The sequence below is a fragment of the Afipia dichlorophenoxyacetatis genome (genome assembly GCF_055386385.1).
Window position 1 is genome coordinate 998,779 of record NZ_AP029250.1, and the last position, 18,100, is coordinate 1,016,878.

The window sequence follows — 18,100 nt, forward strand, 5'->3', positions numbered from 1 at the left end:
TCGTTCATCTAGCGATGCTGCTGAACGAGTTGGCCGTGCTCCATTGTGATCCGTCGATTGCAGAAGCGCGCCAGCAATTCTTCTGAATGGCTGGCGATTAACACGATCGAGGTCTTCTCGAATAGCCGCTCGATCCGCTGCTCAGCCTTCTTCTGGAACTCGGCGTCACCAGCACCGATGCCCTCGTCTACTAGAAGAACATCTGTCTCCGGAGCGGTAGAGATAGCAAAGGTGAGCCGAGCGGCCATGCCGGCTGAATAAGTCTTCATCGGCAAGGATAAGAAGTCGCCCAGTTCGGAGAAGTTCGCAATGTCGTCGAGCTTGGACCTTATTTCTTGTGTCGACATTCCGAGCAGGTGGCCGCGCAAATAAACGTTCTCATACCCAGTGGATTCCATGTCCATGCCCGCGGCCGGATCGAGCAACGTTCCCACCCGCCCCTCAATCTCGATGCGACCCGCAGTCGGCTTGTAGATGCCGGATAGGACGCGCAGCAGAGTAGATTTACCTGAACCGTTATGCCCCATCAGCCCGACACGATCGCCGTCTTTGATCTCGAGATTAAGGCCATCGAGAGCACGTACAACGACGACGTCGCGGGCTCCTGCCATCACTTTGCCGCCTGTCGCCTGGGCGATGATGCTGTTCTTTAAAGAGCGAGAACTTGCCCCGAAGATGGCGAATTCAACTGTGAGATTCGAGATCGATATGTGAGCCATGGCAATTTTATATCCAATAAGCAATGCGTGGATAAGCGCGCCGATAAAGCAGTAATGTTGCCGCGCTTCCAAACACGGCGCACCCTAATGCTACCACCCAAGAAAGTATGTGCGGTTGTCCGCCGAGCAACGGCGTTCGCACGATCTCTATCAGATGGTAGATTGGATTCCACAGGATGAATACCGGTCGGTTTGGCAGCGTTTGTGCCGACCAGAACACTGGAGTCACGAAGAAGATCACTTGTAGAAGGTTCGCTACCACCTGGGGGATATCGCGATAACGGGCCGATAGCGCCGCAAGAGCGATCGAGGACCAAATGATATTGATCAATAAGAGAATAAATCCTGGGATTACCAGCAGGTAGTTCATGCTCAGGGGATGCGGGAAGATCAGCAGCATTAGAAGATAGATAGTCATATTGAAGGCAAGAATGATGACGTTTCTCGCGATCATACGATAGACATGGACACTGAGAGGAATCGGAACATTGCGCACTTGGTCCGCGGCAGCGATGAAGACCATCGCACCTTCGTTTAGGCATGAATTGATGAAGCCCCAGAGGATAAGGCCGACAGCTATATAAGGAAGGATTCCGGCGATCTCCTGTTGGAAGATCGTTGAGAACACTAATCCGAGTGCGCCCACCATGATGCCCATGCTGAGCGTCAGCCAAAAGGGACCTATCAAGGAGCGACGGAAACGCTGCTTAATGTCGTGCAGCGCAAAGCGCCACCACATTTCATAGCGGCGACCTCCTTCGGCCAGATCGTGGACCGCCTGTGCTGGAATTGCTGCCGCAGTTATGACGTAGAGCGGCTTTCTATTAGCAGTCTCGTGCATTTACCCCTGACCCGTCGGATCCTCGTGTCCGCACTTAGCGGCACCATTTGCGGCCCTCTTATCACTCGCCGTCTACGTAGTCACCTTATTGACATCGAAGGGTAGTCGGTGCTCGCAAAAGCCCTCGTTGCGCCTGCGCTGCTGCCTCTCACCAGCATGGAGCGTTGAAGAGATTGGAGCCTTCAGATATCTTCCAACCGGTTTCGTCTGTTTGGGAGGGACCTCGTTTGTCAAGCATCCAGAGACCGATCGCGAATATGGCGTCAAGATATCAATCCGGTGTGTACATTGGCTCGTAATTGAGCTTGAGACTGGGTTCTTTCGCTAAGCTACGCGGAGACCGCTCACAGCTATTCGTACTACTACCTGTCTTTAGATTTTGAAGGTCATCTTGCTGTCAACCTATTGGCGCAGCCGTAAGCTCATGGGCGAGCTCCGCTCGTTTTACCGCAAATACTTGTCCCGATATTCGGCGTTTCGCACGGTGCGAAATTGGGCGCTGTTGGGGCATGACCGTTGCCGCCGTGAATGGATCCGCATGCTGCTGCGCTATCGCGGCGCAACCTTCAAGCTCATGTCGATTGACACTTATGCGGGCGATCAAGGTTTGTCCCTGCAGACCATTGAGCCCGAAATGCTGATTGAGATCCCGTCACCCCGTTTTATTGGCTTTACGCCGGACGAGTATGCCGACCTTAAGACCGTCCGCGTTATCTCTCCTCAGCTGGCGCTCACCGAGATTCCCAGGGCGAGCCTGATCGGCGGTACCGATTTCGTGTTAGTCAACGACCATGCACTTCATTCAAGTTTCTATCGCCCTGAGCGCGAGGTCTGTCCAGCCGAGACGTTCGGCGAGGCTGGCATCGAACCGGAGCAAGGCCTGATGCGGGCGATGGTTCCCCACGGTGCGCGACGGATAGGTTCGGCTGCTACAATTCTCGGGCAATGCGCCGGCAACTATGCCCATTGGCTGATCGAAATTTTGCCGAAGGTGATGATGCTCGACAGCAGCGAAACGGGCAAGGATTTACCGCTCCTGGTCGATGGCTGGGTTCACCCCAATCTTCATGAAGCATTGCAAGTCGTGAACCAGAACAAGCGGCCGCTGATAAAGGTCGAACGATGGGAAATGATATCAGCCGAACGCGTCCTCTATGCTGCCCCGGTGGCGTACATTCCGGCAGAATACCGAGAATATGTGACTAGCGGCAGGATTCCAAAGACTGGTCCAAATGAATTTCCGTTCTCACGCACCGCACTTCGCGCCCTGCGCGATACTGCGCTGAAAGCAGCTATCCCGGCCAAAAAGGCATGCCGCAAGCTGTACCTGCGCCGCGCTAATAACGGCAATACGCGCGCAGCAGTCAATGACAACCTGGCTGAAGAACTCGCGCGACGCTACGGCTTTGAGACAATCGAACCGGGTAGTCTCTCGTTCCAGGAACAGCTTTCGATCTTCAGCGATGCCGAGCTGGTTGTCGGGCAGACTGGCGCCGCGTTGGCAAACGTGATCTTCGCGAAACAGCATTGCAAGGTTATCGTGATGTCACCCTACTACGAGAACGCTAATTACTATTTCTTCTCTAACCTATTTGGCATGTTGGGCCACGAACTTTACTATGTTGTTGGCCCTCAAATCGGGGAAGGTCATCCCTTCCATAAAAACTTCAAGATCGATCTTGATGGGCTGGAACGGGCATTCCGCCAGTTCGCGTGACTCGGCTCTTTGGATGATCAAGCTTTATGGTATCAGCGAGCTACACCCAGCGTAAACGTGCCTTTAGGACGGAAATTGCACACTTGGTCCGTTGGTCGCTGTAAGGGCGCGATCGAAGCCTGCAATGAGCTGCCGAACCTGCTCCGGCAGCTCACAGTCTGATACAACCGCGTTGGTTACGATCTCCAAGCCGCGATGGCACTTAGCACCTGATCGACCTGCTGGTTTGTCATCCCCGGGAATAGCGGGAGGCTAAGCACACGATTCTGCAGCCGCTCTGCGATCGGGAAAGTTCGACCAGCGTAGTCGAGCTTGGCATAGGCAGGTTGGAGGTGCGGCGCCACTGGATAGTGGATCACTGTTTCGACGCCGTGTTCCTGTAGGTGAGCTCGCAGATGTTCACGATCTGCCACACTCACCACGAGCAGATGCCAGGATGACAGCGTCTCCGGCAGCGGTTTCACGACCTCTATCCCGTGATCGGCCAGCTTCTCGGTATAACGACCGACGATCTCACGCCGCGCCGCATTACTCTGCTCAAGCGACCGCAATTTCACCCGCAGCAGCGCTGCCTGCATCTCATCAAGGCGCGAGTTGCAGCCTTGCACGAGATGCTCATACTTCTTCATGGAGCCGTAGTTGCGGATTAGGCGGATTTGGTCAGCGAGTGTATCGTCATCAGTGGTGACGGCGCCACCATCCCCAAGGGCACCGAGATTCTTCCCTGGATAAAAACTGAAGCCAGCGGCGTGCCCGAGCGAGCCCGCCTTGCGGCCCCGATAGACTGCGCCATGCGCCTGGGCCGCGTCCTCAATCACTTTGAGGCCGTATCTTCGTGCGATCGCATTGATCGGATCCATGTCCGCCGGGTGACCATAGAGGTGAACCGGGATGATCACCTTGGTACGTGTCGTGATCGACTGCTCCAGCGCCGCCGGATCGAGGTTGTGTGAAGACGGATTCGGCTCGACCGGAACGATCGTCGCGCCGACTCCCGTCACGGCCAGCCATGTGGCAATGAAGGTGTTACTGGGAACTATGACCTCGTCGCCGGGGCCAACTTGCATTGCCCGCAGTGTGATCTGTAATGCTTCGAGGCCATTGCCCACCCCAATGCAGTGTTTCACCCCGCAAAATTCAGCGAACTCACGCTCGAATGCCTGGACCTCATTGCCGAGAATGTACCAGCCCGAGTCGATCACGGAGGTCGCAGCGGCCACCAGATCCTCGCGCATAGCGCGGTGTTGAACGGCGAGGTCGAGAAACGCAACCTTGGTCATCGTGTCTTTTCGATTTCCTGGAGGAACTCATCAAAGGAGCGCATGTAGTCCGCCTCGTCATAGAAATCCGAAGCTATGTTCATACAGACTGCGCCTGAGGAGAAGTTGTCCAAGTCGCGCCAGGTCATTGGCGGAATATACAGACCAAAATACGAACGATTTAGGTGAAATTTCTTCCGCTCGCGGCCGTCATCGAGCGTCACGTCGAAAGCGCCCGACATCGCGACCATGAGCTGGTGCAGCTCGCGATGGGCGTGACCGGCGCGTGAAGCTCCCCCTGGAATGTCATACAGGTAATAGACACGCTTAATGTCGAAAGGGATCTGGCGCCCGGCCTCGACAATGCTGAGATTGCCCCGGTGATCCTGGATCCTGGGCAGTTCAATGATTCTACAATCGCTCAGAGCCATCTAGATCTCATGGGTTAGGGCTTCCCCTTCAGAGTATTATCCTAATGCTTCGGAATAAAGAACATCACGGTCTCATAAATGCTTTCCGTGTAGTGCCTGACATACAGGTCGTAATCGTTCCGTACTGATAGGATCGCCTGTGGGATGCGCCAGAAGTCTCCCGCATTGTGATAGATCGACATCGCGAGCCGCGGATGAGCTGACGCGATCGTCGCCTTCGCTCCGTCGATAGCCTTCAGTTCGGCGCCTTCGATATCCATCTTCACAAAGGTCGGCGCCTCGTCGATCACATCGTCAAGCCGGTCGACGTCGATGATCATGGTGCCCTGCTCATCGATCCGCGAGGTCGATCCGCCGGCGCTGAAATGCAGACGCTCTTTGTGGTCGGACAGGCCGCAAGGATGGAAATGGATGCTGCGGTGACCTGATAGGCGGACCTTGCATACGTCGATGTTCTTCTGCTCGGGCTCGAACACGTGGATCGCTTGATAGTCTGGGCAGTGCTTGATGAACTCGAGACTAGTATGGCCGTCGAAACAGCCCACATCCACGAACGTCTCACCACTGCGCTGAAGCGTAAGAAAAGGCTCAAAGTACTGCACATCCTCTCGCGAGGTGAACCCGCGCAGGCTGTCGAGATCGTAGTTGACACGGAAGTTTACCAACTTCTGGAATATCCGTCTTGACTCGTCGTCACGAAGTGACTCGAAAATGCGCTGATATTCGAGGTGATTGGCCGCGTAATCGGCAGCGAAGTCTTCATTGAACACAATCTCACGAAGCTGCAGTTCTGACCATTTATAAAACGCGAAATAGTCGAGGTGCTCTAGGCCGAACGTATCGAGATGGCTCATCGCGGTGAATGGACGACCACCGGAAGCCACCAGCACCATCGCATCCTTCGGCGCCGACGCCGTCTTAATGATTGGCAACCCGAGGAATGCATCGTTCTTCGAGAAGTCGTCAATAAAGCCATCGACCTTGATCTGCTTGACAAGATCCGGGCCATAGGCGTTGCAACCGAAAATATATTTCTTGCGCCCATTATGGCGAACGAACTCGCGGCAGAATTTCTGCGCGATATCAGCCCATTCCGGCCTGCCAGCGTCGTTAACGATCAACATCATGTGGAAACGGTTACCCAGCTTTTCTTATTGGAGGAAGTTGTGATGGCTTCCAGCATATTCAGCCCTTGAAGCGCCTCATCGATGCCGAATACATAGGGTGGAAACTTGGCATTTTGGTCGCGTTGATACGCCTCAAGCGCATCCGCCACGTCGCTGTAGTAGTTGGCGAACGCTTCGATGAAGCCAGCCGGGTGTCCGACCTTGAAACGCGTATACCGAGTTTGATTGGCAATCACCGCCTCTGAGCTGCCGCGATCGAGGGTCGACTTCTGGCCAATAACGTTAGCAAGGTGCAGATACTCTGGACTTTCCTGATGCCACTCTGCCGAGCCGTTCTTTCCGAATAGCCGCAGGCGCAGACCATTGCGATAGCCTAGCGCGCTTTTCCCGTACCAGACATTCGAGGTTAGGTTATTTGTGTAGCGTGCAATGCAGAGTACATTGTCTGCTACCTGATCGAAATGGCCGAAGCTATCTTGGATTGCAACGAGCTCGCGCGGGCTCGCACTGGTTAGGAACTTAATGAGGCTGTGCACATGTGTTCCGAGGTCTAATGAAACGGTCGGGATGCTGGTCCCGTCGCGCAGCCGCCAGTCCTGAGGCGACGGACGGTTGCCCTCGGCATCCAGGCGGGCGAAGCCTTCCTGTGGCATCTCAATATGGATCTGGCTGATCGGCCCGAAATGGTCCTGCGCAATTAGGTGCTGCAACTCCCGCAGCATCGGGTAGCCCGTGTAATTATAGGTCACGGCTAGAAAGCCGCGCGTCTGGTCAAGAGCCGATTTTATCTCGCGTGCGTCTGAGCTCGAGCGGGCCAATGCCTTCTCACAAATCACTGGGACGCCGCTCTTAATGCAGTCGAGCACCTGGCCGCGATGCTGGTCTGTCGGCGTCAGTATCAAAATCGCGTCGATCTGCTTACGCTCAGCCGACAACAGGTCACCGAGATTCGCGTAAACACGCTCTTTCGTCACGCCATACGTTGCGGCGGTTCGCAGGTTCGAGTCGCTATCGCGGCCAAAACAACCTGCTACCAACTCGTACCGCAAATCCATATCTATCGCGATTCGATGCACTTGGCCGACCGCCGAATCGATACCACCGCCGAGAAATGCGACCTTCAGCTTACGATGCCCGCTGGGTTCTCGAACGTTCATCATGCAAGCTCCAAGGATTGGATGGTCACATGGTCCGCCCAACGCGGTGCGACCTGCAGCATTTCTTCCTCGCTACGATGTTCAGCGAAGAGAATGGCCAGTTTGTCGTAAGGAGCGGGTTCGAGCACCTCGCCACTGATCTTGAGTTGCACGACATCGACGCTCTTCGCCGGCGCATGGTGGCTGAAGGCGTGCGCAACAATACGCTCTTTGACCGAGACAGTGTGCCGGCTACACGGCTTCGGAACATCATTCCTATTCGGTAGGATATAGCGCTCGCCCAGATATTTGGCGACGACCAGGTCGTGGTACGAAACGCCAGTCGAGCGCTCAACAAGGCCGCCATAGAGATCACCTGGACAGCGGCGCATGCATTCAATCAGCCAGACCTCGCTGCCATTGCTGATAAATTGAGTATGCAACAGGCCGTCACAAAGTTGCAACGCTCCGATGAGCTGACGGATAGAGGTGCGCATTGCTTGCTGAATGACCGTCGACAAGCGCGTCGGATGGTTCGAGCAATCGACTTGGAATGGATAGACCGTGCAGAACTCATCGACGAAAGTGTCAAAGACGATATCACCGTCCTCGATAAACGCGGTGTGACTGTGGAGGCTCCCCTCTACGAACTCCTCAACGAGCACTTGACCGGATCGCGAGGCCTTGAGTGCCTGTTCGATTACCGAGGAAAGATCGGCTTCAGGTGACGCCTTAGTCATGCCGCGGCCACTGAAGCTATCGTCTGGTTTAAATAGCAGTGGTTGGGGAAGATCGAAAGCGGCCACCTGGTCAACGGATCGCAGCTGTCGTGCACGCGGTGCCGGAATCCCTTCCGCTTCGGTGAATTTGCGGAAGCTGACCTTGGTGTGCAGGATTTGTGCGACGTCAAAACGGTCGAAACCAGGAAAGCCATGCTGCTTTGCGAGTGCTGCGCAAGACATATAGGAGTAGTCGTTACAGCTCGGGACGAGATAGTCGACGGACACACTTTTCAAGAAGCTGGCAAGTTTCTCCGTAACGGAGTAATCAAAGTAGAACGAGCGATCCGCATATTGGTGACAGGGGTCGTTTTCGGCGTTCCCGCACACCCATACCTCAAGTCCGCGCCGCTTCAACGCAAAGAATAAGGGTGCCGCACTGAAGCTGCTTCCGACGAGAACCGCAATCTTGCTCATTTAGCGTTCGTTTTCCAAAGGTTTCATCTGTAAACCGCTTTGTTGGCTGGCCCGGAAGAGCAAAGCGCTGGTTCAGGCGCTGGCTTTTATCGTGCCTTCCAAGGCTACGGGGTCAATATGGTAGTCATTGTGAAGAGGGTGAGCCCGCCGATTTGAGGGTGTGCCTAACACGTACAACAGCTTGTGTCCAAGTACTCCCGAAAGGACCGCGTAGTAATAGTAGTTGCCATTTTCATAGAAGGGCGCGAGGGCAATGACCGTTGCTCCCGCTGGGGCAAAGATCATATTAGCTAAGCTGGCCCCCACCGGCGCCGCGATTACCCGTGCGTTTCTACACAAACGAACTTGATCGGCGAAACTAAGTCGTCCAGAATCGACCGGCACAAAGCCGTTGTCGACCATGATCTGCTCGACTTCGGCTCCGTTGCTCAAGCCGCGGACGTTAGTACTGCCGGTCCCCCGTCGTAGATAAATCTTCTCTGGCGCGGCGTCCGCCGATGGCAGAGTCGCGTTGTGCGCCACGGCTCGTACCGCATCGAGCGCATATCGAGAGAAACAATTCTTGTATTTCGGGTGTTGTTTGTTGCTTAGCTTATGCGGGATATATGGCTCATATCCCGTCGCGGAGACCTCGGCGAGAATTTTCACTGCGATCGGTTGCCACCGATCGACAAGAATTATCTGTCGAGGCTTTTGTGACAGTAGCGCGACAGAGTCGTGCATATTGCGGTGGATCCAACCGTCCACCAGGATCGGCCAATCATCATAGTCAGGCGAAGCGTCGAGAATGGCGAGTTTTGGTACGATCTCCGTCATCCAGTGCGCATAGTTGGCGGCGCTTTGGCCCAATAAATTGATAGCCCGCGGCAAGGTTCGAGCGACCGGACCGAAATAGGAAGTCATGCCGGTGCGGGATGAATCGATCTTGATGAAACCGCGAATCTCAGCCGGCGACTCGTCCGTCTTCGGCGTCAGCATATCGGGATGGATGGCGCAGCTCAGCGCCAGAACGAAACTCGTGCCGCCGATCACTGTTGCATCGACGATCTCTATGATCCGAGCTTCGGGTGTGTCGATTTCGATAGGCGCAACCGTTAGCTGTGTCGCAGACGAAGTGGCAATGATCTGCGGTGGCGGCAATATGAAATGCGCCGCTGGCGCAACCAACAATGTCTTAGGATTCGTTCGGCGCTGAAATTGTGAAAACGAAATGAAGATATAGTCAGTAACCGTATCGCCGTGCCAAAGCCGACAGTTGAGACGATAGATCGATCGATAGAAGGCTAGCGCAATCTCACGGAGCAACCGAAAGATATAAAATTGCGCTAGATGCCGGCGATAAATTCGCAGGCTGCTCGAGATGATTTTTCCCACCACAGATCAACTATAAGTGTGCACGGAGTGGCGGTATAACATCGCTGGTTTAGCTTGGAAATAGCTGTGCATTTATTCTAAGCGAATCGCTATGCGGAGGACGCGTGGTATTCGCATCAGCGGCGCATGGGCTGAAGATAAGCGGGCCGCGGCTATTGCCGCCATCCCAGCAGCCGAGAAGGCTGAGCGGATTGAAAGCCTGAAACATCGAGCGGATGAGCTTTGGTTCTGATTGGTCTCGCGCCCGTTGTGAAGTCGATGCCTGCATCGTTTCACATCCCATGGACGATGGCGTTACCGCGCGTCGCTCTACCATTCTCAAGGAGTGCTTTATTTCCCTTGGTCGTTGCAATCCCAGACAGCGTTCCTGAGATTAATACAAGGTTGAGCAAACACAGCTCAAGATTAGAGGGTTGAGTTAACCCGAGGCTTGACGGCTTCTGTAGGTCAGATTGCGCGAACTCAATCCAGTTTAGCAAACCTCCCAGACCATCCCCGCACTCGATGTTATGATCGTTGCCGAGAGCACGCGGTCATTAACTTGTGAGGAGCAGCATCAGCTTTCCTGTACGCGCTTGGGCCCTATTTCAAGGAGTTCGGAGATCCGATCCCGGACGTTATCATCTGCATCAGCCGAGACGCATTGCTCGGCGCGCTTTTGACCAAAGGCTGGCGCGTGTTGCTTCGGCTCGGCTACTAACCTGCAAACCAATACGTTCGTAACGCATGAGCAACGCAGAGGCCGTCTTCGTAAATGGCCCTAGAGCTGTCAGGATGAGGGCGCACATCGCGATGGCCAACGCTCGGCCCTCGTCGCGGATCGATACAATATGGTTCGAGCAAGATAGGCCAGCGGCGGTGCGAAATGGTGACGTGGCCACTACAGAAGTTCTGCAACGCTGGTTCCGACGCTCTCATTTTCTTTCAAGAACCCTCCGTCGTTAGACAAACGCATATCTGATAACGCAGCCGCATTGGGTCATTCTCTATTTGTCGAAAGCGGCCTCAGACGCGAGCAGCCTCCTTAAAACAGGCATTGGACGCTGATGCGTCCTGTGCCAAGTTGCCGCTGACTCATTTGGAAGTTAGCCAGTGGAAAAACGACAATCCGAGAATAATTTTGACCTTCTAAGGTTAATTGCCGCGATAATGGTCGTTTGGTCACACCAATTTGTCGTTCTCGGCCACCCGCAGCCAGAAGTTCATCTCGTCAATGGCTATGTCGGCTCGTTCGGCGTAATGATCTTCTTTGGCATTAGCGGATATCTCAACACAAAGAGCCTTGTTAGACGGAAGAGCGCAACGTCATTTCTGGCCTCTCGTGCCACTCGGTTATACCCGGCGCTGGTGGTCTGCGTTTTTCTCACCATCATCATGGGCGCATTGATCACCAGCACGCCCCATGAATACTTCAATGTGAAGACTCTACGATACCTACTGAACTCAACGCTGTTTTGGCTTGAGGTTAGACTGCCTGGTGTCTTCACGGAAAACATTTATCCAGAGGCCGTGAATAACTCTCTTTGGACTCTTCCAATGGAGGCCGCGTGCTATATCGGTCTTGCGACAATCTTTCAGGTAGGGCGTTTTGGACGGTATGCGACACTAGCCCCTCTGCTCTTGGTCGCCATTTCCCTTCTCGTTTTCTCCTCCACTGTTCGCGGTCTGACAGAAGATTGGCTAGTCAACCAAGATCACGCCCCCCGCTATTACGGAGTTGGCTTCTTGAGCGGATCTCTGCTCGCCGCTTTCGAGGGGATATTTAACCGCACAACAGCTGCGATATTTCTTTGCTCAGTAGCGACAGCGTTTGTACTAGCCGACCAACGTTTGACCGCGATCCTGCTAGTTCTTCCCATCATATTCATCTCGTTAGGACGCCTTCCATCCCAGAGGTGGATGCGCCCGCTAGTAGATGTATCCTACGGTACATACCTCTACGCATTTCCGATTCAACAGCTTATCTCCAATACCGGACTATCCTTTTGGCTCTCTTTCGTGATTTCGCTGTTTGCTTCGTTGTCATTCGGATTGCTCTCCGCAATTCTTGTAGAGCGTCCTGCTCTGCGATGGCTCGCGTCGAGACAACGGCAGATGTCGGACCGCCCACTTTCGACAACATCGGAAAAACCGTCTCGGGCAGCATTTTCATGATTGGACCACATCCATAATCATGGCCAAACCTAGCTCGGCTATGCAACCCAGCGGGTATGGTGCTCGACATTAAAAGTTGCCCCGCGGCAACATTCACGGCCATTTGTGAGAAAGAATCCGCCGCGCGGTTCCATACGCACAGTTTATCGGCAATTGCCCGCTAATGAATCCACCGCTGCCCAAGCGTTACGTTGCAATCATCTGCCTACGAAGTGTTCAATCGATATATGCTGAATGCAGATGCTGATTCGCGGCGGACGTGGGGCGTTCCAGTGATAAGTCGAAAGCGTCGCCTCTCAGCACATTGATCGGGCAAGGAGAGGGATCATGTACAACGATTCTCTGTTCAATGCGTTTGCGCGCTCGTTTGAAGCTCGAAGCGAAACGGATATGTCCATGGCGGAATATCTGGAGTCGTGTCGAGACGACCCCATGAGGTACGCCAACGCGGCGGAAAGAATGTTGGCAGCCATCGGCGAGCCCCAGATGATCGACACGGCCAAGGATCCTCGCCTTGGCCGTATTTTTTTGAACAGGACCGTGCGGGCATATCCGGCATTTGCCGGGTTCCACGGCATGGAAGAGACGATCGAACGCATCGTCGCTTTCTTCAGACATGCCGCGCAGGGGTTGGAAGAGCGCAAACAGATCCTCTATCTGCTGGGCCCGGTCGGCGGCGGCAAATCATCCCTCGCCGAGCGCCTCAAGCTGCTGATGGAGGTTCACCCGATCTATGTGTTGAAGGCGGGCGATGAACTCAGCCCGGTTTTCGAAAGCCCGCTCAGCCTGTTCGATCCGGAAACCTTGGGCTCCATGATCGAAGAGCGCTACGGCATTCCTCGCCGGCGTCTCACCGGTCTGATGAGTCCATGGTGCTACAAGCGGCTTGAAGCCTTCGGTGGCGACATCTCGCGGTTCCGTGTCGCTCGCATCCAGCCATCGCGGCTACGGCAGATAGCGATCGCCAAGACCGAGCCCGGCGACGAGAACAACCAGGATATCTCTTCGCTGGTCGGCAAGGTGGATATCCGCAAGCTCGAGACATTCGCCCAGAACGATCCCGATGCTTACAGCTATTCTGGTGGGCTCAATCGGGCCAATCAGGGCGTTCTTGAATTCGTCGAGATGTTCAAAGCGCCAATCAAGATGCTCCACCCGCTGTTGACCGCGACGCAAGAGGGCAACTATATCGGCACCGAAAACATTGGCGCGATCCCGTTCACCGGTGTCATTCTCGCACACTCCAATGAATCGGAGTGGCAGAGCTTCAAGACCAACAAGAACAACGAAGCTTTTATCGATCGCATCTGCGTCATCAAGGTTCCATACTGCTTGCGCGTCACGGAAGAGCAGAAGATCTACGAAAAGCTGATTGAGGGTTCTGAATTGTCGCGGGCGCCGTGTGCTCCTGCAACACTTGAAACTCTGGCGCGCTTTACGGTGGCCTCGAGGCTGCGCAAGCATGAGAACTCCACGTTGTTCGCCAAGTTGAGGGTTTACGACGGCGAAAGCCTGAAGGAATCCGATCCCAAGGCGCGCAGCGTTCAGGAATATAAAGACGCCGCCGGCGTGGATGAGGGCATGGATGGCGTCTCGACGCGCTTTGCCTTCAAAGTTCTGGCAGCGACGTTCAATCACGACACGGCGGAGGTTGGTGCCGATCCGGTCCATCTGATGTACACGCTCGAGCAGTCGATCCGGCGCGAACAGTTGCCTGAAGAAATCGAGAAGCGTTATCTCGAGTTCATCAAGGCCGAACTTGTCACGCGATATGCCGAGTTTATCGGCCACGAGATCCAGAAGGCCTACTTGGAGTCGTACTCCGACTACGGACAGAATCTGTTCGATCGCTATGTCGATTATGCCGATGCGTGGATCGAAGATCAGGACTTCAAGGATCCCGATACAGGACAGCTTCTTGATCGCGAACTCCTCAATCAGGAGCTGACCAAGATCGAGAAGCCTGCGGGAATTGCCAACCCCAAGGATTTCCGCAACGAGATCGTCAAGTTTTCGCTGCGATCGCGGGCGCAAAACGGCGGCAAGAATCCAAGCTGGACCAGCTACGAGAAGATCCGCGAAGTGATCGAGAAGCGCATATTCTCGCAAGTGGAAGATCTGCTGCCCGTCATATCATTCGGTTCGAAAAAGGACGGTGAAACCGAGAAGAAGCACGGCGAGTTCGTCAACCGGATGGTGGAGCGCGGGTACACCGAGCGTCAGGTTCGTCGGTTGGTCGAATGGTACATGCGGGTGAAGCAGGCTGGCTGAACCGCATCTGAGGACGGCCATGAATATCATCGATCGTCGTTTGAATCCGGGTAGCAAGAGTCTCGAAAATCGCCAGCGCTTTCTGCGTCGTGCAAAAACGCTGGTTCGTGATGCCGTCAAGAAGTCCTCGGAGTCGCGCGACATCAAGGATGTTCTGGAAGGAGGCGAGGTCAGCATTCCGCTCGACGGCATGCATGAGCCTCGTCTTCGGCGGGAAGGAGGCATCCGCGACATGGTCCTTCCCGGCAACAAGAAGTTCGTGGAAGGCGATGTGCTCCCCCGTTCGGGACAAAGCAGCGGGAAGCCTAGCGAACCGGGGGAAGGCGACAGCGAAGACGCTTTCCGCTTCGTCCTCAGCCGGGACGAGTTCGTCGATATCTTCCTCGATGACCTCGAACTTCCGGACCTCGCCAAGCGAAAGATGGCTGAAGCGGAGCAGCACACCCTCCGTCGCGCCGGCTATTCGGTCTCCGGATCGCCGACCAACATCTCGATCAGCCGCACGATGCGGCTGGCCATGGCGCGCCGGGTAGCGCTCCGCAGGCCACGGCCGGAAACTATCGCGGAGCTCGAAGCCGAAATGCTGGAGTGCGGAGAGGAGCGTCGCAATGAGATCATTGCGGAGCTTGCTTCGCTCAAATCCAGGATTCAGCGGATCTCTTATATCGATCCGATCGACATCCGCTATCGGCGGTTCGAGACCACACCAAAGCCTGTAGCCCAGGCGGTGATGTTTTGCCTGATGGATGTGTCCGGCTCGATGTCAGAGCACATGAAGGATCTGGCAAAGCGCTTCTACATGCTGCTCTACGTGTTCCTCACGCGCCGATATCGTCACGTCGATATTGTCTTCATCCGTCACACCGATCGTGCTGAAGAGGTGGATGAAGACACATTTTTCCATGGCCCAGCCTCCGGCGGAACGCTGGTCTCCAGTGCGCTGGAAGCCATGAAAGAGATCGTGAAATCGCGCTACCGTCCTGAAGACTGGAATATCTACGCGGCGCAAGCCTCAGACGGCGATAATTTGTATTCCGACGGTGATGTAACGGCATCCCTGCTGAAAGATTACATCCTGCCGGTCACGCAGTTCTTCGCTTATCTCGAGGTTGGGGAGGCCACGGGCAATCCGTTCGATACCTCGGATTCCTCGCTGTGGGCGCTCTATCAGCGATTGCGTATCGAGGGTGCGCCGCTGTCGATGCGCAAGGTCAGCAGCCGTGGCGAAATTTTCCCTGTGTTCCACGAGCTCTTCCAGCGCCGCAGCAAGCAGGAGAAGGTTGCGCCATGAACGATACTTCGGCCGGACGTTTGTATCAGGGCGCGGACTGGGACTTTCAGACTCTTCAAAGAATTCATGATGCTTGCGAGGAAGTTGCCAAGTCCGACCTCGGCCTCGACACTTACCCCAACCAGATCGAGGTCATTACTGCCGAACAGATGTTGGACGCGTATTCCTCGGTAGGAATGCCGCTGTTCTACAAGCACTGGTCATTTGGCAAGCAGTTCGCCCATCAGGAAACGTTTTATCGAAAAGGCTTGATGGGGCTCGCGTACGAAATCGTCATCAACAGCTCGCCGTGCATTTCCTACCTGATGGAGGAAAACACCGCGACGATGCAGACTCTGGTCATCGCGCACGCGGCGTTCGGACATAATCACTTCTTCAAGAACAATTATCTGTTCAAGCAGTGGACCGATGCCGACGGAATCCTCGACTATCTCGACTTCGCCAAACGATACATTGCGCAATGCGAAGAGCGTTATGGCCACATCGCGGTTGAACGGACATTGGATGCCGCACACGCATTGATGTCACATGGTGTCTATCGGTATCCGGGCAAGAAGAAGCTCAATCTGCGTGAGGAAGAGAAGCGCGCCAAGGAACGGCGATCCCACGAAGAGAGCGTTTTCAACGATCTCTGGCGCACCGTGCCGACGGGGCCTAATAAGACCGTGTCTGAACTGACCGCCGAGCGGCGGATCGCCATGCTTGGCCTCCCGCAAGAGAACATCCTCTATTTTCTGGAGAAGTCCGCACCGCGTCTGCAGCCGTGGCAGCGCGAGTTGTTGCGCATCGTGCGCCACATCGCGCAATACTTCTATCCGCAGGGGCAGACCAAGGTCATGAACGAGGGGACAGCGACGTATGTCCACTATCGCATCATGACGCGGCTGCTGGAACAGGGCCGCATTTCCGAGGGAAACTTCCTCGAGTTTTTGCAGTCGCATACCAACGTCGTCTTTCAGCCGGACTTCGACGATCGGCGGTACTCCGGGTTCAATCCGTATGCGCTCGGATTTGCGATGATGCAGGATATCGAGAGAATCGTGTCCAACCCCGAAGATGAGGATCGGGAATGGTTTCCCGATATCGCCGGGCGCGGGGATGTCATGGGCGTGCTGCGGGACGTCTGGGCGAATTATCGCGACGAAAGTTTTGTCAGTCAGTTCCTCAGCCCGCGGCTGATGCGGCATATGCGGATGTTCCATCTGCACGATGACCCCGCCGACACAGATGGCATTCGGGTCGGAGCTATCCATAACGAGCAAGGTTATCGCCGCATCCGCCGGCAGTTGGCCCGGCAATACGACGTTGGTGTTGTCGATGCCAATATCGAGGTTGTCGATGTCGATCTCGCAGGCGACAGGCGGCTACTACTTCGCCACGCGGTGGTGAATGGGGCGCTTCTGAATGAGGTGGATGCCAAGCGCGTGGTTCAGCACTTGGCCAATCTTTGGAGCTATGATGTGTCCCTGAGCGAGGTCGATTCCTCGGGGACAGTGTTGAAGGAGCATGCCGCCAGCCCTCACGTGGCGGCGATTGCAGCCTGAGCCGTTGCGTCACGAAAGCGTATGGGGGCGCTGGTACGATGCCGCGGGGACTTCATGATGGCTGATCGTGAGAACACGCGAATTGCATTGCTTGGTGCGCCAGTCGATGTCGGCGCATCGCGGCGTGGTACATTGATGGGGCCGGCGGCCTTGCGCACCGCGGGTCTTCCCGGTGTACTTGAGGGGCTCGGATATCACGTTGAGGATCACGGCGATATTCTGCCGAGAGATTTGAAGCTGACGGCCGACGAGCCGCCGCGAAACGCCAACCACTACACAGAGATTCAGGCTTGGACGCGCGTGTTAAGCGCCCGTGCCTTTGAGCTTGCCCGTTCGGGTGTGATTCCGCTTTTTCTCGGCGGCGATCACAGCCTGTCGATGGGATCGATCAATGGCGTCGCGCGACACTGGAAAGAGCAGGGGCGGCCGTTGTTCGTGCTCTGGCTGGATGCGCATGCTGACTACAACACGCCGTCCACCACGCTGACCGCAAACATGCATGGCATGTCGGCTGCTTTTCTCTGTGGCGAGCCGGGGCTTGACCGGCTGCTGGGCGATGAGCCTCGGGCGTCGATTACGCCTGCTGAGCTGGACCTGTTTGGTGTCCGTTCGATCGACAAACTGGAAGGCGAGCTGATCCGCGAGCGTGGCATTTCCATTGTCGATATGCGCCACATCGACGAATTCGGCGTTGCTGTCTTGATCCGGCGAGTCATCAACCGGGTGAAGGAACGCAACGGCGTGCTGCATGTGAGCTTCGACGTCGACTTCCTCGACCCAAGCATTGCGCCAGGGGTGGGTACAACAGTGCCGGGTGGCGCAAGCTACCGCGAAGCGCATTTAGCCATGGAGCTCATGCACGATTCAGGTCTGGTGCGCTCAGTAGATATCGTCGAGCTCAATCCATTTCTCGATGAGCGTGGACGTACGGCGCGTGTCGCGGTCGAACTCGTCGCCAGCCTGTTTGGCCAGCGGATCACGGATCGCGCGACGCCGACCAACGCGATTATCTCTCCCAGATAGGGATGTGTTGAAGGCGA

At 55.4% G+C, this 18,100-nt stretch carries 14 protein-coding genes; 6 read left to right on the top strand and 8 right to left on the bottom strand.

The genetic code is table 11. From position 1 onward, the window contains the following. Positions 1–8: 8 nt before the first annotated feature. Positions 9–791: an ABC transporter ATP-binding protein gene (locus ACZ5C3_RS04695; RefSeq protein ID WP_464035648.1), complete on the bottom strand. Its 783-nt coding sequence runs from the start codon at positions 789–791 to the stop codon at positions 9–11. Continuing rightward, entirely contained in the window at positions 727–1,560 is an 834-nt protein-coding gene (locus tag ACZ5C3_RS04700) for an ABC transporter permease (protein ID WP_464035650.1), read from the bottom strand. Before ACZ5C3_RS04700 ends, ACZ5C3_RS04695 begins: the two co-directional genes overlap by 65 nt. A 391-nt stretch (positions 1,561–1,951) precedes the next feature. On the opposite strand from ACZ5C3_RS04700, the gene ACZ5C3_RS04705 reads away from it, so the two are divergent. Continuing rightward, entirely contained in the window at positions 1,952–3,277 is a 1,326-nt protein-coding gene (locus ACZ5C3_RS04705; protein WP_464035651.1) for a glycosyltransferase family 61 protein, read from the top strand. 176 nt (positions 3,278–3,453) lie between these two features. Here ACZ5C3_RS04705 and ACZ5C3_RS04710 read toward each other — a convergent pair whose 3' ends face one another. From ACZ5C3_RS04710 to ACZ5C3_RS04735, 6 genes are all read right to left on the bottom strand, one after another. Then, the gene (locus ACZ5C3_RS04710) at positions 3,454–4,557 is read right to left on the bottom strand and encodes a DegT/DnrJ/EryC1/StrS family aminotransferase (protein WP_464035653.1); all 1,104 of its coding nucleotides are present in this window, start codon (positions 4,555–4,557) and stop codon (positions 3,454–3,456) included. Next, complete coding sequence (locus ACZ5C3_RS04715) at positions 4,554–4,967, bottom strand: sugar 3,4-ketoisomerase (protein WP_464035655.1); 414 nt, start codon at positions 4,965–4,967, stop codon at positions 4,554–4,556. Before ACZ5C3_RS04715 ends, ACZ5C3_RS04710 begins: the two co-directional genes overlap by 4 nt. Before the next feature lie 41 nt (positions 4,968–5,008). Beyond that, the gene (locus tag ACZ5C3_RS04720; protein WP_464035657.1) at positions 5,009–6,094 is read right to left on the bottom strand and encodes an FkbM family methyltransferase; all 1,086 of its coding nucleotides are present in this window, start codon (positions 6,092–6,094) and stop codon (positions 5,009–5,011) included. Further along, positions 6,091–7,254 (bottom strand): Gfo/Idh/MocA family protein, encoded by a 1,164-nt coding sequence (locus ACZ5C3_RS04725; protein ID WP_464035659.1) that lies wholly within the window; start codon positions 7,252–7,254, stop codon positions 6,091–6,093. The genes ACZ5C3_RS04720 and ACZ5C3_RS04725 overlap by 4 nt, the downstream gene beginning before the upstream one ends. After that, positions 7,251–8,426, bottom strand: a complete 1,176-nt coding sequence (locus tag ACZ5C3_RS04730; RefSeq protein WP_464035661.1) for an ATP-grasp domain-containing protein — start codon at positions 8,424–8,426, stop codon at positions 7,251–7,253. Before ACZ5C3_RS04730 ends, ACZ5C3_RS04725 begins: the two co-directional genes overlap by 4 nt. Before the next feature lie 72 nt (positions 8,427–8,498). Then, entirely contained in the window at positions 8,499–9,800 is a 1,302-nt protein-coding gene (locus ACZ5C3_RS04735) for a glycosyltransferase family 61 protein (protein WP_464035662.1), read from the bottom strand. A 1,092-nt stretch (positions 9,801–10,892) separates the two neighbouring features. Between ACZ5C3_RS04735 and ACZ5C3_RS04740 the strand changes: the two genes are divergently transcribed. The 5 genes from ACZ5C3_RS04740 (at position 10,893) to rocF (ending at position 18,083) form a co-directional block, all read left to right on the top strand. Further along, on the top strand, positions 10,893–11,954 hold the full coding sequence (locus ACZ5C3_RS04740) for an acyltransferase family protein (protein ID WP_464035664.1): 1,062 nt from the start codon (positions 10,893–10,895) through the stop codon (positions 11,952–11,954). 327 nt (positions 11,955–12,281) lie between these two features. Continuing rightward, a complete protein-coding gene (locus ACZ5C3_RS04745; RefSeq protein WP_464035665.1) occupies positions 12,282–14,225 on the top strand; it encodes a PrkA family serine protein kinase in 1,944 nt (647 codons plus the stop codon). 19 nt (positions 14,226–14,244) lie between these two features. Continuing rightward, positions 14,245–15,516 (top strand): YeaH/YhbH family protein, encoded by a 1,272-nt coding sequence (locus ACZ5C3_RS04750; RefSeq protein WP_464035667.1) that lies wholly within the window; start codon positions 14,245–14,247, stop codon positions 15,514–15,516. Beyond that, positions 15,513–17,060: a SpoVR family protein gene (locus ACZ5C3_RS04755; RefSeq protein ID WP_464035669.1), complete on the top strand. Its 1,548-nt coding sequence runs from the start codon at positions 15,513–15,515 to the stop codon at positions 17,058–17,060. Before ACZ5C3_RS04750 ends, ACZ5C3_RS04755 begins: the two co-directional genes overlap by 4 nt. 57 nt (positions 17,061–17,117) lie before the next feature. Further along, positions 17,118–18,083 carry an arginase gene (rocF, locus tag ACZ5C3_RS04760; RefSeq protein WP_464035671.1) on the top strand — a complete coding sequence of 322 codons (966 nt, stop codon included), beginning with the start codon at positions 17,118–17,120 and terminating at the stop codon, positions 18,081–18,083. The last annotated feature ends 17 nt before the right edge of the window (positions 18,084–18,100 follow it).

Bases quoted from the DNA above. Each gene is read 5' to 3' on its own strand.
- ACZ5C3_RS04715 (WP_464035655.1), bottom strand. From the start codon at position 4,967: ATGGCTCTGAGCGATTGTAGAATCATTGAACTGCCCAGGATCCAGGAT.
- ACZ5C3_RS04730 (WP_464035661.1), bottom strand. From the start codon at position 8,426: ATGAGCAAGATTGCGGTTCTCGTCGGAAGCAGCTTCAGTGCGGCACCC.
- ACZ5C3_RS04710 (WP_464035653.1), bottom strand. From the start codon at position 4,557: ATGACCAAGGTTGCGTTTCTCGACCTCGCCGTTCAACACCGCGCTATG.
- ACZ5C3_RS04745 (WP_464035665.1), top strand. From the start codon at position 12,282: ATGTACAACGATTCTCTGTTCAATGCGTTTGCGCGCTCGTTTGAAGCT.
- rocF (WP_464035671.1), top strand. From the start codon at position 17,118: ATGGCTGATCGTGAGAACACGCGAATTGCATTGCTTGGTGCGCCAGTC.
- ACZ5C3_RS04725 (WP_464035659.1), bottom strand. From the start codon at position 7,254: ATGATGAACGTTCGAGAACCCAGCGGGCATCGTAAGCTGAAGGTCGCA.
- ACZ5C3_RS04720 (WP_464035657.1), bottom strand. From the start codon at position 6,094: ATGATGTTGATCGTTAACGACGCTGGCAGGCCGGAATGGGCTGATATC.
- ACZ5C3_RS04750 (WP_464035667.1), top strand. From the start codon at position 14,245: ATGAATATCATCGATCGTCGTTTGAATCCGGGTAGCAAGAGTCTCGAA.
- ACZ5C3_RS04755 (WP_464035669.1), top strand. From the start codon at position 15,513: ATGAACGATACTTCGGCCGGACGTTTGTATCAGGGCGCGGACTGGGAC.
- ACZ5C3_RS04700 (WP_464035650.1), bottom strand. From the start codon at position 1,560: ATGCACGAGACTGCTAATAGAAAGCCGCTCTACGTCATAACTGCGGCA.